This window comes from Mesorhizobium sp. M1078, from assembly GCF_040318615.1.
Lineage (GTDB): Bacteria > Pseudomonadota > Alphaproteobacteria > Rhizobiales > Rhizobiaceae > Mesorhizobium.
The window spans coordinates 38,214-56,005 of the sequence record NZ_JAMYMP010000014.1; the positions used below are offsets into that span (position 1 = coordinate 38,214).

The following is a 17,792-nucleotide window of genomic DNA, read 5'->3' on the forward strand; positions in this document are numbered from 1 at the left end:
ATGCTCGCCTGTTGCGAGCCTGTGGATCACCAAGGGCGCATCGACCGAACTCAAACGAGCTTTTCCAGCGTGATTGGAAGGCTTCGAATGCGTTTGCCGGTGGCGTGGAAGACGGCATTGCCGATCGCAGGGGCGACCCCTACGACACCGATCTCGCCGACGCCTTTGCCGCCAAGAGCGGTTGCCTGCATGTCCGGAATTCCAACCGAAATCACATGGATGTCGGGCACATCGGCGTTAACCGGGACGGCATAGTCGGCAAAATTCGCGTTGATGATGCGCCCGTCTCGCTGGTCTACGTAACCTTCTTCCAGGAGAGCCTGCCCGAGACCCATGACCATACCGCCGATCCACTGGCTTTCCGCAAGCTTCGGATTGAAGATCCTGCCGCTATCGAATGCCGAGACCATGCGCTTGACGCGGATCGTGCGAAAATCCTCATCGATCCTAACTTCCACGAAATGCGCACACCAGCTATGGGCCGAGACGCCTCCTTCCACAGCGCCCTTCAACTGTGCAAAACTGCGGTCAGCTCCGTTCTTCATCTCCTCGGTGGCGCCGGGAGCAAAGGTGTTACCCTCGATTTCCAGTTTGTCTTTGCCCACTGCCTTCAACAGTTCCGCGATGCTGATACCGCCGTTCGGCCGCCGGGTCGGTCGCACCGAGCCGTTTTCGAACGTGAGGTCAGTCGCCTTCGAGGCTGCCAGCGGCGACTTCGGATCGGATGCGGCAAGCGCCAGCAAGGCGTCCCGTGCATTCCTGGCCGCCTTGTCCACCGCTCCCGTCAGGTTGTTGGCCTGCTGGGAACCGCCTGCGAGCGCCGATCTGGGGAGGAGGGTATCGCCCAGCCGCACCGCGACTGTCTCAACAGGAACGCCCAATGCGTCAGCCGCTGTCTGGGCGAGAATGGTATAGGTCCCCGTTCCCATGTCGGTGCCCGCGCTGAGGACTTCGATCTGTCCACTGGCATGGAGTACGATCTTGGCTTCGCTCGCGGTACGGATCATGGGGTATGACCCGGCGGCCATTCCATAACCGATCAACTCGCGGCCTTCGCGCATCGAGCGAGGGGCCGGGTTCCGGTTCCACCAGCCGAAGGCTTCCGCGCCCACGGCATAGGCTTCGCGTAACTGTCGAGTGCTCCACTTCATCCCATTGCTGGGATCCGTCTCCGCCCAGTTGGCAAGGCGCAGCGTGACCGGATCCATGCTGAGCGCGTACGCCAGCTCGTCGATCGCGCTTTCTACAGCATAGGCACTGGGGTTTTCGCCGGGGCCCCGTTTCCAGCCGGGCTGGACCGTATTGACCGGGACGACGTTGAGACGTGAAGAAAAGTTCGGCGTCGCATACATGATCTTCGTCACATTGTTGCAAGCCTCGATATGGACTTCGTCAATCGCCGTCTCGTTCCAGCTCTCATGGACGATCGAGCTTATCTTTCCGTCCTTCGAGGCTCCGATTGAGAGTGTCTGCCGTGTCGCCGGTCGGCCGCCAAGGCCGGTAAAGGTCTGCGGCCGCGTGAGAGAAACCTTGATCGGCCTGCCCAGTTTCCGCGAGGCCGCGCAAGCCAGCCCCACATGCGGATGTGCCCCGATCTTGGACCCGAACCCACCGCCGACATAGGGCGAGATCACCCGCACATTCTCGATGTCGATGCCGAGCCATTCCGACACGACGCTCCGTGCCCCGCCAACCCACTGGCTGGGCTCCCAGACGGTGATTTTCCCGTTGTCCCAGGAAGCGATGCACGCATGCGGCTCCATCGGCACATTGTATTCGCGTGACGTCGTATAAGTGACGTCTACCTTGACCTCGGCATTGGCCAACGCTGTCGCCGCATCGCCCCACGCGGCACCCATCTCATCGATGGGCTGCACTTTTGCCTTGGGATCGTTGATGTCGAGAATAGGGTCGCCGTCCTCATATTCGATCTTGAGAAGACTTGCCGCTTCCGTTGCCTGCTCAAAGGTTTCTGCGACCACGAGCGCGATATGCATGCCGTTGAAACGGACCACATCGTCTTGAATTGGGGTAAATTCCTCGGTCGCTCCGCCGCCCTTGCTGTAGACGGTCGGCTTGTTGAGCTTCAGGGAATTCTGCGCGGTGTAGACATCCAGGACACCCGGTAGAGCCTTGGCGGCCGACGTATCGATACTGACGATACGCCCTGCCGGCCGCGTCGATTGGACGGTAACGCCATAGGCCAGGTTCTCCAGCTTCTGCTCGATCGCATAGCGAACCTGCCCGGTTACTTTCAACGGGCCTTCGGCGCGGGAAAGCCTGGCACCGAGAGCTGGCGCCTTGGCGGGGACGGTCTCAGCCGCAACGGCTTTTGACGAGAGATCGACAGCGGCGCCAGCGACAGCGGCTACGCCGGCGCCGAGCTTCAAGACGGTGCGGCGGTTGAGTTCGAACGCGTTACCATGTGTCATGCGATACCTCCTACCGTCATCAGGGCGCGGGCCACGACCTTCGGTGCCAGTTCAATCTTGAATGCGTTGTGTCCGCTCGACTTCGCGCCGTCGCCGGCGGCTGACGAGACGCTACGAAGCGTCGCCTCGTCGAGCGTCTTTCCCTTGAGCAAATTTTCGACGGCGCGCAGGCGCCAGGGTTTGGTGGCGAGGCCGCCGACCGCAATGCGTACTTCGCGAATTGTCTTGCCATCGGCTTCCAATTCGATTCCGACAGCGGCGCTGGCCGCGGCGAACTCGTACGACGCGCGATCCCGGACCTTGAGATAATGCGAGCGTTCCAGGGCTGCCGAACGCGGGATCTCGATCCCGACGATCATCTCTCCGGGCGACAGATTATGCTCAAGGTGTGCGGTATCGCCAGGGAGCAGGAAGAATTCGTCGGCGGGAATTTTGCGTTCGGAAGCTCCCCGGATGATGACCGTGGCGTCGAATGCCACCAGGGAAACCGCAAAATCTCCGGGGTAGATTGCTATGCACGCGTCACTCGTGCCGAGCACCGCGTGGTTGCGGTTGACGCCGCCAAGGGCAGCGCATCCGGAACCTGGATTGCGCTTGTTGCAGTTCGAATAAGCGCCCGGGTCCCGGAAGTAGGTGCAACGGGTTCGCTGCATCAAGTTTCCACCGATGGACGCCATGTTGCGCAGCTGTGCCGAGGCAGCGCGCCAAAGACTTTCGGAAAGCACCGGCGCAGCCTGCTTGATATCGGCGTGGTCGGCGACCTTGCTCATCTTGGCGAGCGCACCGATGCGAATGGCATCCGCCGATACCTCGATCGTGTCCAGGCCGGGAAGGCGCGTGATGTCGACCACCCGCGCAGGACGCTCGACATTCAGCTTCATGAGGTCAAGAAGCGTGGTCCCACCGGCGAGAAATCTTGTCTCTGGCTTGGTAGCCTCGGCAAGCGCCCTCGCGGCATCTTTGGCGCGGAGATACTCGAAAGGTCTCATAGTGCTGCCTCCTTCTTCAGGCGGCTGGCGGCATCGCGCACCGCGGCGACGATATGGGGGTAAGCGCCGCACCGGCAGATGTTGCCGCTCATGTATTCGCGGATGTCCTCGTCCGTATCGGCGTGGCCCTCACGAATGCATGCAACGGCCGACATGATCTGACCGGGGGTGCAATAGCCGCACTGGAATGCATCGTGCTCGATGAACGCGGTCTGGACTGCGTGCATCACGCCGTCGGCAGCCTGGAGGCCCTCGATCGTCGTGACCTGACGGCCTTCGACCTGGGCCGCCAGCGTCAGGCAGCTCAATACCCGCTCGCCGTCGACGTGGACGGTACAGGCGCCGCACTGCCCATGATCACAGCCTTTTTTCGTGCCGGGCAGGTTGGCATGCTCGCGTAGTGCGTCCAGCAGAGTCACGCGTACATCAAGATTAAACTGGTGGCGCCGGCTGTTGATGTCCAAGGCTAGCTGTCGGGGCTCTGGCATGTCGTCTCCTCGGTGGCGGGCGGGATTGGGACTTCTCGCGAAATCGATCGGACCGACGAAGCCTACGGCATCGGTCGGAAAGGGACGTCTATTCGAAGGCCTGTCATTGGCCGGTTGCCTAAGGGTCAACCCTCAGGAGAGCACGGACGCGACATCCGAATTAGCCCTCAAAATTCGCATGAGCCTATCGACGGCGCTCATAAATAGACCTGCGACGACGGCAGTGCTGAATGCGACGTTCAGCTGTCGAAGGCCAGCGACCCGGATAGCTCCTCATGGGCATCGACCTGCTGCTGCAGCAGAGCGAGTTTCTGCCTGATCATTGCAAGAGCATCGGCGCCGGCGATGAACCGACGGGGCAACTCCGGCTTGTCGACCAGAGTGATCAACGCCTGCGCGAGTTTCGCGGGGTCGCCGACTTGCTGGCCGTTCGCGGCTTTCCAACCCGTTATCTGCTGGGCGCGACGTTCGCTGTAATCGCTGACGAATGACGGAGCATATTGTGTGGATTCGTCCGTCAGCAGCTCCGTGCGGAAAAACCCGGGGTTCACGATCATCGTTTCAATGCCGAACGGCGCCACCTCGGCTTGCAGTGACTCGATCCAGCCATCAACGCCGAACTTTGCCGCGGCGTATGCAGAACAAAACTCAAAGCCGACCAGGCCTGCCGTCGATGAGATGGCAATGACCTTGCCAGAACCCTGCGCGCGCATGACCGGCAGGACTGCGCGCGTGACGTTCATGGCGCCGGTCAGGGTGGACGCGAGCTGAAGTTCGATATGGGCCGGAGTCAGGTCCTCGAAATAGCCGGCATAGAAGCCCGCGGCATTGTTGACGAGCACGTCGAGGCGACCAAAGCGGTCCAGGGTTGCCTTCACCGCGGCGTCGGCGTCGGCCGGCTTGGTCACGTCCAACGTGACGACCAAAAGATTGTCCGACTGCCCGATCGCCTTGGCGACCCGATCTGGGTTACGACCGGTCGCAACGACCTTATCGCCGATGGCCAGGACCGCTTTGGCAAAGTCGAGGCCCATGCCTCGCCCTGCGCCGGTAATCATCCATACTCTGTTCATAGGCATATCCTTCATGGCCGGTATCTTTCAGTTTATGCCGCGTTGGCTTGTGGCACGTCCGTCTCAGCGTTCGTTGTCTGCCTGGTGAAATAGCGAATAGGACTCGATACGATTAGCCTCTATAATCTGCATGAAGTTAGAAATGGGATTGATAAATGAGGCGCGGAGATTTCAGCGAGCTGGCAGTCTTCATCGCCGTAGCAGAGGCGGGCAGCTTCACACGCGCCGCAGCAAAGCTTGGTCTATCGCAGTCGGCGCTCAGTTACGCTGTCAGAACGCTGGAACAGCGCATGGGAGTCCGGCTGATCTCACGCACCACCCGCAGCCTGTCCGTGACGGTAGCTGGAGAGCGCTTGCTGCGAAGCCTGCGACCGGCCTTCGATCACATCGAAAGCGAGATCGCCGCCGTCGCCGCCCTGCGCGACAAGCCCACTGGCCTCATTCGCCTGACGACATTCCGGTATGCTGCCAAATCAGTACTGTGGCCCGTCATCGCCAAACTCCTTCTGCAGTATCCGGATATCGAAGTGGAATTGAGCCTGGACGAAGGTCTGGTTGACATCGTTGCAAGCAAATTCGACGCCGGTATCCGGATCGGCGAGCAGGTCCAGAAGGACATGGTGGCAGTAAGGATCGGCCCGGACCTGCGTATGGCGGTGGTTGGATCACCGTCGTATTTTGCAACCCGAACGGTTCCAAAGACACCGCGCGAACTTGGGGAACACAAAGGCATCAGCTACCGTCAGAAGACCAGCGGCGGGCTCTTTGCCTGGGAGTTCGAAAAAGGCGGTGAGGAACTTGAAGTCAGGATGAATGGCCCCCTCATTATCAATGACGGGGAAATGCTGGAGGCTGCGGCCCTCGACGGCCTCGGGCTAGCATACACGTTTGAGAGCCAGGTCGCTCCGTTCATCGCAGACGGACGCCTGATCCGGGTGCTGGAAGACTGGTGCCAACCCTTCCCGGGCTATCACCTCTATTATCCCAGCCGACGCCAGCACACTGCAGCGTTCGCTCTTCTTGTGGAGGCACTCCGTCTCAAGGCGTGACGGAAGGGCGAAAACACGCCGCTCTAACTTGGCGAAGTGAGTTATCCCTCCCTCATCAGCACAATTTTCGGGCGTCCAATCGATTCCTCCGTCGCAAGTTACCCCCCTTACGGACTGCGTCGCGGTGGCCGTCCGATTCCGAGCCTTGAAGCTGCCAGTCGCTTCCGGCCCTTATGCGGTCATTCCCTGATGCAGGTTGAGATGGCCTCGTGCTGGCAATGGCCGATGACTTTAGGCAAAGCGACCCTTCTTGTAATGCGGCCCGCCATGATGAGGATGTCAGGCTCTTTGCTGCTGCCGCTCTATCTCTAAATGGATGCCTTCTCGCCCTCACGTGGCTGGATCAGGCTGCGCGCGGCGTCTGCTCCTGCCGCAAGGATGCGATCCGACAATTCCGTCCCCGCTGCCGCGCGGGCCAGCTGAAGCGTGCCTATGAGGGTCGCAAAAACGCCCAGGGCGGCGGCTTCCGGGTCCTTGGTCTGCGGAAGTACTGCAGACAACTGGCGCACCAGAACCAGCAAGCGTTCGGTATAGACTTGGCGCGTTTCGGGCGGCTGACGCGCGAGTTCCGGCAACAGGGCGGCCGACGCGCAGCCGGCTCCCGGATTGTCCCGGTGCTCAGCTGACAGATACGCCGCTATGCCCATCTCCGGACCACCGGCTGCCAATACCTCCTGCAGTTGCTGCGACTGGGCCTCCAGTGCCGCTACAAGGCTTTCACGCACAAGCTCCGCCTTGGACTGGAAATGCGGATAGAAGGCTCCGTTCGTCAGTCCGGCGTCGCCCATGATGGCTGCCAGTCCGGACGCGGCGATGCCGTCACCGCGAAAACGCTGGGCTGCGACCTCGACGATGCGATCGCGAGAGGCGTCCTTTCGGCCCTTTTCGTAGCGCATGGCGCTCTTCCTTTCTGCTATTGCATTATAGGTGTAATGTGATATTACGATCATAATTCAATCAACGGCAAAAAGCTAGCCCTCATGTCTGTGGAGTATCAAATGAGTACCCTTTCGGGAAGAACCGCAGTCGTGACCGGAGCCTCTTCGGGCATCGGCCGCGCCAGTGCCGAGGCCTTGGCGCGGGCGGGGTATACCGTCTTCGGGACGAGCCGCAGCAAGGCCGGCAACGGCCCGGCGCAGGTGTCCATGCTGACCTGCGACGTGACCGACGGGGAGTCGGTCAGCGCCCTCGTTGCAACCGTGCTGGCCCAGACCGGTCGTATCGATCTGCTGGTGAACAATGCCGGTGTCGGCCTGCTTGGCGGCGCCGAGGAATCTTCGGTCGCACAGGTGCAGGCTCTGTTCGACGTCAATCTGTTCGGCGTCATGCGCATGACCAATGCGGTGTTGCCGTCGATGCGGCGCCGCGGCCAAGGGCGCATCGTCAACATCGGCTCGATTCTGGGATTGGTGCCCGCGCCATACTCAGCGCACTACTCGGCGGTCAAGCACGCGCTGGAGGGCTATTCGGAATCGCTCGATCATGAGGTTCGCGCCTTCAACATTCGCGTCTCGGTCATCGAGCCGGCATTCGTGCGCACCGTCTTCGACCAGAACGGCATCGAGCCGGATTCCCTGTTGAAGGACTACGATCAGGCGCGCGCCGGTCTCAAGGCGCTGCTTGCCGATGTGATGCCCAAAGCCGATCGGCCGGAAGTGGTGGCGGATGTGGTCGTCAAGGCAGCGACCGACGCCCGTCCGCGACGGCGCTATACCGCAGGGAAGGCAGCGCGCCAGGTCAGCCTGCTGCGCCGCTTCGCCCCCGCGGAGATGTTCGACAAGACCTTGCGCAAGCAGTTCCGCTTGCCGGTCTGAACAACGGCGGGACGGAGAATTTCACGCACAGACAGCAGGCCAACAGACACTTTCAGAAAGTCACTGCCATGAAGGCATTCGTTGTCGATAAATATAGCAAGAAAGGCATTTTGCGGCTGGCCGAGATGCCGGAGCCGGAGCTGCTGGACAATGACGTCCTGGTCGAGGTCCATGCCGCCGGGGTGAACCTGCTGGATTCCAAAATCAGAACCGGCGAATTCAAACTCGTCCTTCCCTATCGCCGGCCCTTCATCCTCGGTCACGACGTTGCCGGGAGGGTTGTCAGGGTGGGCTCGAAAGTCCGCAAATTCAAACCCGGCGACGCCGTCTATGCGCGGCCGCGCGACGGCCGGATCGGGACATTCGCCGAATTCATCGCAATCGATGAAGCCGACGTGGCGCTGAAGCCGGCGAACCTCAGCATGGAAGAGGCGGCCTCGATCCCGCTGGTCGGTCTGACCGCCTGGCAGGCTCTCATCGAGAGGGCGGGTCTGAAGACAGGCCAGAAGATCTTCATCCAGGCTGGCTCCGGCGGCGTGGGGACATTCGCCATCCAGTTGGCAAAGCACCTCGGCGCGATCGTTGCGACAACAGCGGGCGCGGCAAGCAACGATCTGGTCAGGGATCTCGGCGCCGATGTCGTCGTCGACTACAGGAAGGACGACTTCGAGAAAATCCTGTCGGGCTACGACGTCGTCCTGAACAGCCAGGACGCCAAGACGCTTGAGAAATCCCTGACTGTGCTGAAACCGGGTGGGAAGCTCATCTCGATTTCCGGTCCTCCGGATCCCGAATTTGCCAGGAAACAGAGACTGAACGTGGTGCTAAGGCTGCTGCTGCGGCTGCTGAGCCGTGGTATCAGGACCAAAGCCAAGCGCCGGGGCGTGGGATTTTCGTTCCTGTTCATGTCGGCGCAAGGTGAGCAACTGAGCAAAATCACGTCCCTCATCGAAGATGGGGCGATTCGCCCGGTCGTCGACAGGGTCTTTCCTTTTGAAGCGACCAATGAGGCGCTGGCTTACGTCGAAACAGGACGCGCCAAGGGCAAGGTCGTCGTCAAGGTCAGATAGCGCGCCCAGTTGCTTTGGGGGCATTTGAGAGACACCAAAGCAAGGCAGCGCAAGGCCGACAAATTCCGAAAACGGTTCGGCATCCGATCGCCCAAACCTCAGTTGTTGCGGATTGCCACGAAGCTTGCCGCTGCCTTCAGCAAGGCTGCCTGTTCACCGTAAGGCTCGAGCAATTCATGCGCCTGCTTGACCAGCCCATGGAGCTGGCTGCGCGCCCAGTTCGCGCCATGCAGCGCCACCAGCGTCGCCTTGCCGGCGGCTGCGTCCTTGCCGGTCGCCTTGCCCATCTGGCTGGCATCGGCGGTCAGGTCGAGCAGGTCGTCGGCGAGCTGGAAGGCAAGCCCGACCGCCGAGCCGAATTCGGCCAGCCGGTCGCGGTCCTGCGGTGCAGCGCCGGCAATGATCGCGCCGGCTTCGCAGGCGTAGCGGATCAGCGCGCCGGTTTTCATCGCCTGCAGCCGGACGATGCCGGCCTCGTCCGGCCTGTTGCGCTCGGCTTCGAGATCGAGCGTCTGCCCGCCGACCATGCCCCCCGTGCCGGCGGCGCGCGCCAGCGCCAGCACCAGCGCCGCCCTGCGCTCCGCCGGCAGCGCCGTCGCCTCATCGGCGAGGACATCGAAGGCAAGCGTCAGAAGCGCATCGCCGGCAAGTATGGCGGTGGCTTCATCGAAGGCCTTGTGCACTGTCGGCTGGCCGCGGCGCAGATCGTCGTCGTCCATGGCAGGCAGATCGTCATGGATCAGCGAATAGCAATGCACGCATTCGAGCGCCGCCGCCACGCGCATCGCCGCCTCGCCATCGGCGCCAAAAAGGGCGGCACTTTCCATGACCAGGAAGGGGCGCAGCCGCTTGCCGCCGTTCAGCACGCCATGGCGCATGGCCGCCATCAGACGCTCCGGCCGGGCGATCTCGCCGGCAAGCGTGCGGCCGTCGAGCAGCAGCCTGAGCCCGGCCTCGATCGCCGCCGCCCGCCCCAGAAGTCCGGCCTCAAAGGCCAATTGCTCGTCTTTCGTCATGGCCGGGAGCGGTAGCCGACACTCAGACGTTGCGCAAGAAGCCTCGCGCCATTATGCCGGAGGCGGGAGAGTGGCGCGGGTGGGGGCGGCTTGACGGAACCGATCGTCGATCATGAAACCGAAGGGTTTGAGATGGCGCGACCAAGGCGCGTGAACCGCGCCGGTCTGAAGCGCCTGGCACGGCGCGGCCTGGTCGTCGCCGTCGTGCTGGCGGCGATACCCATTGGGCTGACCTTCCTCTATCTGCCGTCCTTCGTGCATCCGATATCGACCTTGATGGTCAAAGACCTCGCGACCTTCTCCGGTTACGACCGGCGTTGGGTGTCGATCGACGATGTGTCGCCGGTGCTGGCCAATTCGGTGATCATGTCGGAGGACGGTCAGTTCTGCTTCCATCGCGGCATCGATCTCGGCGAATTGCGCGGCGTCGTCGACGATGCGCTGGCCGGCGAGGCGACGCGCGGCGCCTCGACCATCACCATGCAGACGGTGAAGAACCTTTTCCTGTGGTCGCGGCCGCTGGGCTCGGTGCGCAAGGTGGTCGAACTGCCGCTGGCCGTCTATTTCGATGCGGTGATGTCGAAACGGCGGATCATGGAAATCTATCTCAACATCGCCGAATGGGGGCCGGGCATTTACGGCATCGAGGCGGCGGCGCAGCATCATTTCGGCGTTTCGGCCAAGCAGCTGTCGCGGCGGCAGGCGGCATTGCTCGCCGTCTCGTTGCCCAATCCGATCGCCCGCAATCCGGCCAAGCCCGGTCCGGGTCTGCGGCGCCTGGCGTCGCTGATCGAACGCCGCGCCGGCCGTTCGGGCGCGTATGTCGGTTGTCTTGATTAGGTCGAACCGCTGCCGGCTCAAAAAAAATCGCCACGGTGCTGGCCAAAACGGCGCAGGGCGTGTATAGGCACCCGACTTTCTCAGATTATGGCCCTGACGCGGCCCTTTCACGAGGGCTATCGGGGCATTTTGACCATGTAGTGGAGCATATCCATGGCCGTTCCGAAACGAAAAACCTCTCCGTCCAAGCGCGGCATGCGCCGCTCGGCCGACGCTCTCAAGGCCCCGACCTATGTCGAGGACAAGAATTCCGGCGAAATGCGCCGCCCGCACCATATCGACCTGAAGACCGGCATGTATCGCGGTCGCCAGGTGCTGACGCCCAAGGAAAGCTGAGACCAGCTTTCGAAGGGTTTGATGCCAAAAGAACCGGCCATTGGCCGGTTTTTTTGCGTTTGGTGCGCGCCGCGCCGCCAACTATGCCAAAGACCGGGCGTCCGTGGCGATACAAGCTGCGGCGGCGGTGCTGTATTGAGTCCGCATGCCTTGTCGCGGCGCTTCCGCGCGATGATCGACCGGCTTCAGAGGGACCGCATGACCAAGCTCACCACAGCACCCCGCGATATCTTCCAGACCTTCATGAACTTCCCGCTGGTCGAGGACCTCGATGCGCTGAAGGCGGATGTCGCCATCATCGGCATGCCTTACGGCAGTCCCTACACGATCGACGAGCTGGTCAACGACCAGACCAACGCGCCGACCGCGGTGCGGCGCGCCTCGCAGCGCATCAGCCTCGGGCTCGACCGCTATGATTTCGACATTGGCGGAACCCTGTTCGGCGGGCAGGACGTCAAGGTGGTCGATGTCGGCGATGTCCCCGGCGATGCCGCCGGCAGCCACTACAGGTTGGCCGAAACGGCGATCCGCAAGATCCGCGTCGCCGGCGCCTTGCCGATCACCATTGGCGGCGATCACGGCATTCCAATCCCGATCCTGCGGGCGCTTGACGGCGAAGGGCCGATCACCCTGGTTCAGATCGATGCCCATCTCGACTGGCGCGACAATGTCAACGGGGTCAGGGAAGGCTATTCCAGCCCCATCCGCCGCGCTTCGGAGATGGCGCATATAGCCGGGATTTTCCAGCTCGGCATCCGCGGCCAGGGCAGCGCCCGGCTCGAGGAGGTCGAGGCGGCCCGCGCCTACGGCTCCAACATCGTCACCGCCAATGAATGGCAGGATATCGGTACGGCGGCGCTGCTCAAGCGCATCCCGGACCGTGGCCGCTATTACCTGACCATCGATGCCGACGGTCTCGATCCCGCTGTCATGCCGGCGGTCGAAGGGCCGGCGCCTGGCGGCATCAGCTACCGGCAGACGATCGAACTGATCAAGGGGCTGTTCGCCAAGGGACGTGTCGTCGGCATCGACATCGTCGAGATCGCGCCGGCGCGCGACGTCAACGAGATCACCTCGATGACCGCCGGCCTTTTCATCCTCAACGCTATCGGCGCCGCCGTGCGGACAGGCCAGTTCAAGCGCTGAATCCGGCGTGTCGGTGGTCAGCCGGGGCAACTGTGGCTGACAGGGTTGTTTCGCGCGGTCTTTTTCCGTGTTTGCGGGCGCTAGCGAAAAATCTTGACGGCGTGCCTGCGGGGCATTCTACAGAAGGTGCCCCCATTGTTTAGGCAATTCCTTGGGAAACCGCTTTCCTGGAATTGCTAGAGGAGACGCCTGATGTTCGGTGCCATCCCGCTGCTGATCGTGCCCTTCGTGGCCTACAATCTCGGACTCCTCGGAATATTCGGCAGCGGCGACGATCCGTGGGCGACCGAGATCTTCTCGTTCAGCATGATGTCGGGCGGGGTGTTCTCGATGACGCTCGGCGACCTGATGGTGGTGATCGGGCTGATCTTCCTGTTCCTCGAAATGGTGAAGTCGGTGCGCACCACGAACGCCTCGATCATGGACCATCTGTTGTCGACGCTGGTCTTCGTGGCGTTCCTGGTCGAGTTCCTGCTGGTGAAGGGCGCGGCGCACTCCGTCTTCTTCACGCTGATGGTGATCGCCCTGTTCGATGTGCTGGCCGGGTTTTCGGTGTCGATGCGGTCGGCGAGTAGAGACATAAATTTGAACTAGCCGCCTTCGGTCGCATCCGTTCGCGATTGGCGTGGCTGCTCTTTCTGGTCCTCCTGGGGCGAAGCAAGGAGCGAAGCGACGCGGCGCAGACCTTGGGATCCATTCCGTGAGGCTAAGGCGTTGCAATGGTTCAGAATTCTGCTCCGCTTACACTTGCGGCAAAGGTCGCGGCATGGATCCCGGGGTCTTCGCGACGGAGCTTCGCTCCTGCTTCGCCCTGGGATGACGAAGCTCCCCCTCAGCCCGGATCGGCGGTGAAGCCGGCGGCTTCGATGCCAGCGATGGCGGCGGCCTCGTCATTGTCCGACGTATCGCCCGAAATTCCGACGGCGCCGATGGCGGCGCCTGCCTTGTCGCGGATCAGCACGCCGCCGACGACTGGCAACACGCGTCCACCCGAGACGTCGGAAATGCCGGCGACGAGATGCGGCCGCTCCTTGGCGAAAGCCTCGACACGGCGCGAGCCCATCCCGATGGCGAGCGCGCCATAGGCCTTGCCGGCCGACATTTGCGGGCGCAGGAACGAGGCTCCGTCCTGACGCTGGAAGGCGACGAGATGCGCGCCGGCGTCCAGCACGGAAACGCCGAGCGGCTTGAGCTTCAGCTCGGCGCCCTTGGGGAAGGCGGCGTCGATGATGTGCTTGGCTTTTTCGAGGGTCAGTGCGGTCATGGCTGTCTCCTGATCAAAACGCGTCAATCATCGACCTGACATGCGGGATGCGAAATCCCGGTTGCGGTTGAAATTGCTTCGCGTGGGAAAGCGGAAGTGGCGGGCATTGCTGATCGTGGCACATGGCGGATACGATCCGCCGGCATCCAGATCGGGGCGTCGATGAAGAAGGCCGCGCTATTTTTTCTTGGCTCGGGGCGCTTTCTTGACCGGAACGGCGGGTGCGTTGGCGAGGTCTTCCGCTTCCTTGGCAAGGCGCAATGCCCGGAGCTTGTTGGTCTTGGCCTGGCGGGCGTCGGCCTCGGCGACATACTCCGCCATCGCCTTTTGCCGCACCGTGGCGGCCTCTTCCTGCTTCTTGAAACGCATATCCGCCCGGGCGCGGGCAGTATCCTTAGAGTTCTCGACCAAGAGCGTTATCCAATCCCGTAAATTATGTTTTTCAGCCCCTTGATAGCAGAGCCGGCCTGATAATGGGGAAATAAGTTGGTCAAGCGGCGGGGGCCTCGATGCCGCTCGACGCCTTGCGGGCGACCACCGCCTCATATCCGGCCTGCAATGTAGCGCGGACGGAAGGCCGCGCGGGTGTGGCGACAGGCGTGCCCAGATGGTCGTGGCGCAACTCGTCCATGAACTGCTCCCACATTGGCGGTCCGCCTTTCTCCAGCAGCTCGGCGCGGATCGAAAGCTCCTCGCTCACCGGCAGCCAGACGCGGCCCCAAGCGCCGAGATGCGCCATGATCGGCACCAGCGTGATGGCCATCTCGGTCAGGCTGTAGATCGCCTTCTGCTTGTGCGAGGGGTCGTCGGCCTTGGTCAGCATGCCGAGTTCCATCAGCCGCTTCAGCCGGTCGGCCAGGATATTGGAAGCGATGCCCTCGATCGAGCCGTTGAGCAGTTCGCGAAAGTGGCGTTTGCCGCCAAAAATCATGTCGCGCAGGATGATCAGGCTCCAGCGATCGCCGAACACTTCCAGCGACAGATTGATAGGGCATCCCGAGCGGTGTTCGGTTTTCATCCGACTCTCCTCAAAAACCAGTTGCATTGTCGTATCAGTTTTATTATCGTGCAACCGATTGCAAAACGCAATCAGTTTGGTTGGCCTTTGATTGGCCGATGCGAGGAGAGTCCCATGACACGGGCCGCAGCACCCGAAATCGTCTCCCAGACGTTTGGGAATCCCGGCGATCCAACCGTTCTGCTGATCATGGGCGCCATGGCCTCGATGCTGTGGGGGCCGGAGGCGCTCTGCAAAAAACTCGCCGGCGAGGGCCGTTTCGTGATCCGCTACGACAATCGCGATACCGGCCTGTCGACCAAATATGCGACGGGCGAGCCGCCGTATACGTTCGACGACATGGCGGACGATGCGGTGCGCGTCCTCGACGGTTGCGGCATCGGCAAGGCGCATGTGGTCGGGATGTCAATGGGCGGCACGATCGCGCAACGACTGGCGTTGAGACATCCCTCGCGTGTCATCACACTGACGGTGATCAGCAGTTCGCCGGTGGGGATCGATACATCGCACCTGCCGGGGACGACCGAGGCCGATATGGAGCACTCGGCCGATGGCGCCAAGGTCGATTGGTCGGACCGCCACCAGGTGATCGGCTTCGTCGTCAAGGATGCGCATGCGATCGCCAGCACCGCGCATCCGTTCGACGAGAAGGCGATGCGCGCGTTCGTCCAACAGGACTACGACCGATCCGGCGGCTTCCTGAGCGCGACTAACCATTTCATGCTGAAGAGCTGCGAGGATCTGAAAGGACGCCTGCGCGAGATCAAGGTTCCGCTGCTCGTCATTCACGGGACATCGGATCCGATCTTTCCGGTCGAGCATGGCGCAGCCCTTGCCGACGCTGTTGCCGGCGGGCGGCTTGTCCGCGTCGAAGGCGGTGGCCACGAACTGCATCCCGACGACTGGGGCACGATCGTTGCCGCCATCGTCACGCATACCAAGCCCTGAAGGCAGTCTCGAACCTTGACACATTCGCCTCACGGGAATAGTTAAGTAAATGCTTCAGTGTTGGCGCTGGCTGGCACCGCTCCAGCATCGGCGAACCACAAACAGACGAGCAAAAAATGTCCCTGACCTTCCATTTCCATCCGCTGGCATCGTTCTGCTGGAAACCGCTGATTGCGTTCTACGAGAACGACACGCCCTTCACGCCGGTTATCGTCGACCTCGGCGACGAGCAGTCGCGGGCAGCATTCCTGAAGGTGTCGCCGACCGGCAAGATGCCGGCGCTGCATGACGATGCACGCAATCGCACGGTGCTGGAATCGACCATCGTCATCGAATATCTGGCCGCGCATTATCCCGGGCCGGTCGAGCTCATCCCGGCCGAGGCCGACCTTGCTCTCCAGGTCCGCCAGGCTGACCGTTTCTACGATTTCTACGTGCAGGCGCCGATGCAGAAGATCGTCGGCGACAGGTTGCGCCCGCAGGACAAGACCGATCCGTTCGGGGTCGACGAGGCGCGCGCGCAACTGCGCAACGCCTATGCGATCATCGAGGAGGAGATGCGCTCGAAACTCTGGGCGGCCGGGCCTACCTTCACCATGGCCGACTGCGCGGCCTCGCCGGCGCTGTTCTACGCCAACAAGGTCGAGCCATTCGGCGACAGCTATCCGGCCGTGAAACACTACCACGACCGCCTGCTCAAGCGGCCGTCCTTCGCCCGGGTGGTCGAGGAGGCGCAGCCCTACTTCAAGTTCTTTCCCTACAATAACGGCTGATCGCGATGCTGCACGATCCCGCCCAGCTCGACCTGATGTTCCAGGCGCTCGCAGACCCGGCCAGGCGCAGCATGGTCGAACGGCTGTCGCGTGGGCCGGCCTCGGTCAGCCAGTTGGCCGAACCGCTGGCGATGTCGCTGTCGGCCGTCGTCCAGCATCTCAACGTGCTCGAAGCAAGCGGGCTGGTGCGCTCGGAAAAGCTCGGCCGCGTGCGCACCTGCCAGATCGCGCCGCAGGCGCTGCGCAGCGCAGAACACTGGATCAACGAACGGCGGCTGACATGGGAGCGTCGGCTCGACCGGCTCGGCGATTTTCTCGCCGGAACCGAATGACCTGAAGCAGAGGAGAAATGACCATGCCCGGCAAAAGCAGAGCGGAGTTGATCCGCGGCTATTTTTCCGCCTACCAGGCGAATAACAAGGCTGCCGTCGCGGCGGTGCTCGCCGACGATTTCACCTTCACCAGCCCTTATGACGACGCCATCGACCGTGCGACCTATTTCGAGCGCTGCTGGCCGGACAGCCCGGCCTTCAGCTCGATCGTCATCGAGCGGATATGCGAGGACGAGGACGCCGCCTTTGTCCTCTATCGCTGCGAGACGGCGGACGGAAAGACCTTCCGCAACACCGAACTGCATCTGTTCCATGGCGACAGGTTGCGCGCCGTCGAAGTCTATTTCGGCGCGTCCTATCGCGACGGCGTCTTCGTCGCGCAGAAACCATCAAGCTGACCAAGAGGACCCGACCATGGCCGAACGATCCGTCGTCCACTCCACCTTCGTCCTCGAGCGCCTCTATCCAGTTGCGCCGGCGAAAGTCTATTTCGCGCTCAGCGATCCGGCCGCCAAGCGGCGCTGGTTCGCCGACCCCGACAACCCGATGACCCACAGGCACGAAATGGATTTTTGCGTCGGCGGCCAGGAGGTCAATGCCGGCGGGCCGAAGGACGGGCCGATCCACACCTATACCGCCACCTATCAGGACATCGTGCCCAACCAGCGCATCGTCTACAGCTACGACATGCTGTTCGGTGATGTCAGAATCTCGGTTTCGCTGGCGACAATTGAGCTTCGCCCGGAAGGCACGGGCACGCGTCTGGTGCTCACCGAGCAGGGCGCGTTTCTCGATGGGCACGACACACCGTCATCGCGCGAGCATGGTACCGGATTCCTGCTCGATGCGCTGGGCAAGGCGCTGGCAACGGACACTTGAAAGCCAGGGAGGCGAGCTGGAATCGCGGCCTATGCTTCCCAGAACTGATCAAGCCAAATATTGAGCTTGAGGAAGCCGCCACTGCTGACTGTATAGACCCGCCTCGTGCCCTCGGCCTTGGCCTGAACCAGACCGGCGTCCAGCAACACTTTCAAATGCTGGGACACGGCCGGGCGGGAGACTGGCAGGCCCGAAGCCAGTTCGTTGACGGTTTTCGGGCCACGCCGGAGCTCTTCCAGAAGATAGCGCCGGTTGGGGTCCGCAATCGCCATGAAGGCGTCAGAAAAGATCATGCCTATACTTGTGGGGCAAAGCTTTTCAAATC

At 62.1% G+C, this 17,792-nt stretch carries 22 protein-coding genes; 12 read left to right on the forward strand and 10 right to left on the reverse strand.

From position 1 onward, the window contains the following. Positions 1 to 50: 50 nt before the first annotated feature. From NKH38_RS19125 to NKH38_RS19140, 4 genes are all read right to left on the reverse strand, one after another. A complete protein-coding gene (locus NKH38_RS19125) occupies positions 51 to 2,432 on the reverse strand; it encodes a xanthine dehydrogenase family protein molybdopterin-binding subunit (protein WP_352762155.1) in 2,382 nt (793 codons plus the stop codon). Further along, positions 2,429 to 3,421 carry an FAD binding domain-containing protein gene (locus NKH38_RS19130; RefSeq protein WP_352762156.1) on the reverse strand — a complete coding sequence of 331 codons (993 nt, stop codon included), beginning with the start codon at positions 3,419 to 3,421 and terminating at the stop codon, positions 2,429 to 2,431. The genes NKH38_RS19125 and NKH38_RS19130 overlap by 4 nt, the downstream gene beginning before the upstream one ends. Beyond that, the gene (locus NKH38_RS19135; protein ID WP_023730815.1) at positions 3,418 to 3,909 is read right to left on the reverse strand and encodes a (2Fe-2S)-binding protein; all 492 of its coding nucleotides are present in this window, start codon (positions 3,907 to 3,909) and stop codon (positions 3,418 to 3,420) included. The genes NKH38_RS19130 and NKH38_RS19135 overlap by 4 nt, the downstream gene beginning before the upstream one ends. A gap of 239 nt (positions 3,910 to 4,148) precedes the next feature. Continuing rightward, positions 4,149 to 4,982, reverse strand: coding sequence for an SDR family oxidoreductase (locus NKH38_RS19140; RefSeq protein ID WP_031253467.1), 834 nt, complete (start codon positions 4,980 to 4,982; stop codon positions 4,149 to 4,151). A 155-nt stretch (positions 4,983 to 5,137) separates the two neighbouring features. Between NKH38_RS19140 and NKH38_RS19145 the strand changes: the two genes are divergently transcribed. Then, positions 5,138 to 6,031: a LysR family transcriptional regulator gene (locus tag NKH38_RS19145; RefSeq protein ID WP_352762157.1), complete on the forward strand. Its 894-nt coding sequence runs from the start codon at positions 5,138 to 5,140 to the stop codon at positions 6,029 to 6,031. A gap of 308 nt (positions 6,032 to 6,339) precedes the next feature. Here the strand turns inward: NKH38_RS19145 and NKH38_RS19150 are convergent, their stop codons facing one another. Beyond that, positions 6,340 to 6,927: a TetR/AcrR family transcriptional regulator gene (locus NKH38_RS19150; protein WP_023733042.1), complete on the reverse strand. Its 588-nt coding sequence runs from the start codon at positions 6,925 to 6,927 to the stop codon at positions 6,340 to 6,342. Between the two features lie 102 nt (positions 6,928 to 7,029). On the opposite strand from NKH38_RS19150, the gene NKH38_RS19155 reads away from it, so the two are divergent. Both NKH38_RS19155 and NKH38_RS19160 read left to right on the forward strand, forming a co-directional pair. Then, positions 7,030 to 7,845 carry an oxidoreductase gene (locus NKH38_RS19155; RefSeq protein ID WP_023690069.1) on the forward strand — a complete coding sequence of 272 codons (816 nt, stop codon included), beginning with the start codon at positions 7,030 to 7,032 and terminating at the stop codon, positions 7,843 to 7,845. Between the two features lie 68 nt (positions 7,846 to 7,913). Then, positions 7,914 to 8,915 (forward strand): NADP-dependent oxidoreductase, encoded by a 1,002-nt coding sequence (locus NKH38_RS19160; RefSeq protein ID WP_023730811.1) that lies wholly within the window; start codon positions 7,914 to 7,916, stop codon positions 8,913 to 8,915. A gap of 98 nt (positions 8,916 to 9,013) precedes the next feature. On the opposite strand, the gene NKH38_RS19165 is transcribed toward NKH38_RS19160, so the two are convergent. After that, positions 9,014 to 9,931 carry a polyprenyl synthetase family protein gene (locus NKH38_RS19165; protein WP_023690071.1) on the reverse strand — a complete coding sequence of 306 codons (918 nt, stop codon included), beginning with the start codon at positions 9,929 to 9,931 and terminating at the stop codon, positions 9,014 to 9,016. A 132-nt stretch (positions 9,932 to 10,063) separates the two neighbouring features. On the opposite strand from NKH38_RS19165, the gene NKH38_RS19170 reads away from it, so the two are divergent. The 4 genes from NKH38_RS19170 (at position 10,064) to NKH38_RS19185 (ending at position 12,847) form a co-directional block, all read left to right on the forward strand. Beyond that, the gene (locus NKH38_RS19170) at positions 10,064 to 10,771 is read left to right on the forward strand and encodes a transglycosylase domain-containing protein (protein ID WP_050586887.1); all 708 of its coding nucleotides are present in this window, start codon (positions 10,064 to 10,066) and stop codon (positions 10,769 to 10,771) included. Positions 10,772 to 10,924: 153 nt separating this feature from the next. Further along, positions 10,925 to 11,107 carry a 50S ribosomal protein L32 gene (rpmF, locus tag NKH38_RS19175; protein ID WP_008834724.1) on the forward strand — a complete coding sequence of 61 codons (183 nt, stop codon included), beginning with the start codon at positions 10,925 to 10,927 and terminating at the stop codon, positions 11,105 to 11,107. Positions 11,108 to 11,305: 198 nt separating this feature from the next. Beyond that, on the forward strand, positions 11,306 to 12,253 hold the full coding sequence (locus tag NKH38_RS19180) for an agmatinase (protein ID WP_352762158.1): 948 nt from the start codon (positions 11,306 to 11,308) through the stop codon (positions 12,251 to 12,253). Between the two features lie 192 nt (positions 12,254 to 12,445). Next, the gene (locus NKH38_RS19185; protein WP_023670154.1) at positions 12,446 to 12,847 is read left to right on the forward strand and encodes a hypothetical protein; all 402 of its coding nucleotides are present in this window, start codon (positions 12,446 to 12,448) and stop codon (positions 12,845 to 12,847) included. 238 nt (positions 12,848 to 13,085) lie between these two features. On the opposite strand, the gene NKH38_RS19190 is transcribed toward NKH38_RS19185, so the two are convergent. The 3 genes from NKH38_RS19190 to NKH38_RS19200 form a co-directional block, all read right to left on the reverse strand. Further along, positions 13,086 to 13,517: a GlcG/HbpS family heme-binding protein gene (locus NKH38_RS19190; RefSeq protein ID WP_352762159.1), complete on the reverse strand. Its 432-nt coding sequence runs from the start codon at positions 13,515 to 13,517 to the stop codon at positions 13,086 to 13,088. A 177-nt stretch (positions 13,518 to 13,694) separates the two neighbouring features. Next, complete coding sequence (locus tag NKH38_RS19195; RefSeq protein WP_023684002.1) at positions 13,695 to 13,928, reverse strand: hypothetical protein; 234 nt, start codon at positions 13,926 to 13,928, stop codon at positions 13,695 to 13,697. Between the two features lie 79 nt (positions 13,929 to 14,007). Beyond that, positions 14,008 to 14,535: a winged helix-turn-helix transcriptional regulator gene (locus tag NKH38_RS19200; RefSeq protein WP_023754138.1), complete on the reverse strand. Its 528-nt coding sequence runs from the start codon at positions 14,533 to 14,535 to the stop codon at positions 14,008 to 14,010. 114 nt (positions 14,536 to 14,649) lie between these two features. Here NKH38_RS19200 and NKH38_RS19205 point away from each other — a divergent pair, with 114 nt between their 5' ends. From NKH38_RS19205 to NKH38_RS19225, 5 genes are all read left to right on the forward strand, one after another. Continuing rightward, entirely contained in the window at positions 14,650 to 15,483 is an 834-nt protein-coding gene (locus NKH38_RS19205; protein WP_352762160.1) for an alpha/beta fold hydrolase, read from the forward strand. A gap of 116 nt (positions 15,484 to 15,599) precedes the next feature. Next, positions 15,600 to 16,256: a glutathione S-transferase family protein gene (locus NKH38_RS19210; RefSeq protein WP_352762161.1), complete on the forward strand. Its 657-nt coding sequence runs from the start codon at positions 15,600 to 15,602 to the stop codon at positions 16,254 to 16,256. Positions 16,257 to 16,261: 5 nt separating this feature from the next. After that, positions 16,262 to 16,588, forward strand: a complete 327-nt coding sequence (locus NKH38_RS19215) for an ArsR/SmtB family transcription factor (RefSeq protein ID WP_023699361.1) — start codon at positions 16,262 to 16,264, stop codon at positions 16,586 to 16,588. Between the two features lie 23 nt (positions 16,589 to 16,611). Next, entirely contained in the window at positions 16,612 to 16,986 is a 375-nt protein-coding gene (locus tag NKH38_RS19220) for a nuclear transport factor 2 family protein (protein ID WP_032893136.1), read from the forward strand. Between the two features lie 16 nt (positions 16,987 to 17,002). Continuing rightward, the gene (locus NKH38_RS19225) at positions 17,003 to 17,467 is read left to right on the forward strand and encodes an SRPBCC family protein (protein ID WP_023670148.1); all 465 of its coding nucleotides are present in this window, start codon (positions 17,003 to 17,005) and stop codon (positions 17,465 to 17,467) included. Positions 17,468 to 17,496: 29 nt separating this feature from the next. On the opposite strand, the gene NKH38_RS19230 is transcribed toward NKH38_RS19225, so the two are convergent. Next, the gene (locus tag NKH38_RS19230; protein ID WP_023670147.1) at positions 17,497 to 17,760 is read right to left on the reverse strand and encodes an ArsR/SmtB family transcription factor; all 264 of its coding nucleotides are present in this window, start codon (positions 17,758 to 17,760) and stop codon (positions 17,497 to 17,499) included. Between the last annotated feature and the right edge of the window lie 32 nt (positions 17,761 to 17,792).

What these genes read in the sequence shown, in the direction of transcription:
- NKH38_RS19125 (WP_352762155.1), bottom strand. Translation starts at nt 2,432, where the DNA reads ATGACACATGGTAACGCGTTCGAACTCAACCGCCGCACCGTCTTGAAG.
- NKH38_RS19130 (WP_352762156.1), bottom strand. Translation starts at nt 3,421, where the DNA reads ATGAGACCTTTCGAGTATCTCCGCGCCAAAGATGCCGCGAGGGCGCTT.
- NKH38_RS19135 (WP_023730815.1), bottom strand. Translation starts at nt 3,909, where the DNA reads ATGCCAGAGCCCCGACAGCTAGCCTTGGACATCAACAGCCGGCGCCAC.
- NKH38_RS19140 (WP_031253467.1), bottom strand. Translation starts at nt 4,982, where the DNA reads ATGAACAGAGTATGGATGATTACCGGCGCAGGGCGAGGCATGGGCCTC.
- NKH38_RS19145 (WP_352762157.1), top strand. Translation starts at nt 5,138, where the DNA reads ATGAGGCGCGGAGATTTCAGCGAGCTGGCAGTCTTCATCGCCGTAGCA.
- NKH38_RS19150 (WP_023733042.1), bottom strand. Translation starts at nt 6,927, where the DNA reads ATGCGCTACGAAAAGGGCCGAAAGGACGCCTCTCGCGATCGCATCGTC.
- NKH38_RS19155 (WP_023690069.1), top strand. Translation starts at nt 7,030, where the DNA reads ATGAGTACCCTTTCGGGAAGAACCGCAGTCGTGACCGGAGCCTCTTCG.
- NKH38_RS19160 (WP_023730811.1), top strand. Translation starts at nt 7,914, where the DNA reads ATGAAGGCATTCGTTGTCGATAAATATAGCAAGAAAGGCATTTTGCGG.
- NKH38_RS19165 (WP_023690071.1), bottom strand. Translation starts at nt 9,931, where the DNA reads ATGACGAAAGACGAGCAATTGGCCTTTGAGGCCGGACTTCTGGGGCGG.
- NKH38_RS19170 (WP_050586887.1), top strand. Translation starts at nt 10,064, where the DNA reads ATGGCGCGACCAAGGCGCGTGAACCGCGCCGGTCTGAAGCGCCTGGCA.
- rpmF (WP_008834724.1), top strand. Translation starts at nt 10,925, where the DNA reads ATGGCCGTTCCGAAACGAAAAACCTCTCCGTCCAAGCGCGGCATGCGC.
- NKH38_RS19180 (WP_352762158.1), top strand. Translation starts at nt 11,306, where the DNA reads ATGACCAAGCTCACCACAGCACCCCGCGATATCTTCCAGACCTTCATG.
- NKH38_RS19185 (WP_023670154.1), top strand. Translation starts at nt 12,446, where the DNA reads ATGTTCGGTGCCATCCCGCTGCTGATCGTGCCCTTCGTGGCCTACAAT.
- NKH38_RS19190 (WP_352762159.1), bottom strand. Translation starts at nt 13,517, where the DNA reads ATGACCGCACTGACCCTCGAAAAAGCCAAGCACATCATCGACGCCGCC.
- NKH38_RS19200 (WP_023754138.1), bottom strand. Translation starts at nt 14,535, where the DNA reads ATGAAAACCGAACACCGCTCGGGATGCCCTATCAATCTGTCGCTGGAA.
- NKH38_RS19205 (WP_352762160.1), top strand. Translation starts at nt 14,650, where the DNA reads ATGACACGGGCCGCAGCACCCGAAATCGTCTCCCAGACGTTTGGGAAT.
- NKH38_RS19210 (WP_352762161.1), top strand. Translation starts at nt 15,600, where the DNA reads ATGTCCCTGACCTTCCATTTCCATCCGCTGGCATCGTTCTGCTGGAAA.
- NKH38_RS19215 (WP_023699361.1), top strand. Translation starts at nt 16,262, where the DNA reads ATGCTGCACGATCCCGCCCAGCTCGACCTGATGTTCCAGGCGCTCGCA.
- NKH38_RS19220 (WP_032893136.1), top strand. Translation starts at nt 16,612, where the DNA reads ATGCCCGGCAAAAGCAGAGCGGAGTTGATCCGCGGCTATTTTTCCGCC.
- NKH38_RS19225 (WP_023670148.1), top strand. Translation starts at nt 17,003, where the DNA reads ATGGCCGAACGATCCGTCGTCCACTCCACCTTCGTCCTCGAGCGCCTC.
- NKH38_RS19230 (WP_023670147.1), bottom strand. Translation starts at nt 17,760, where the DNA reads ATGATCTTTTCTGACGCCTTCATGGCGATTGCGGACCCCAACCGGCGC.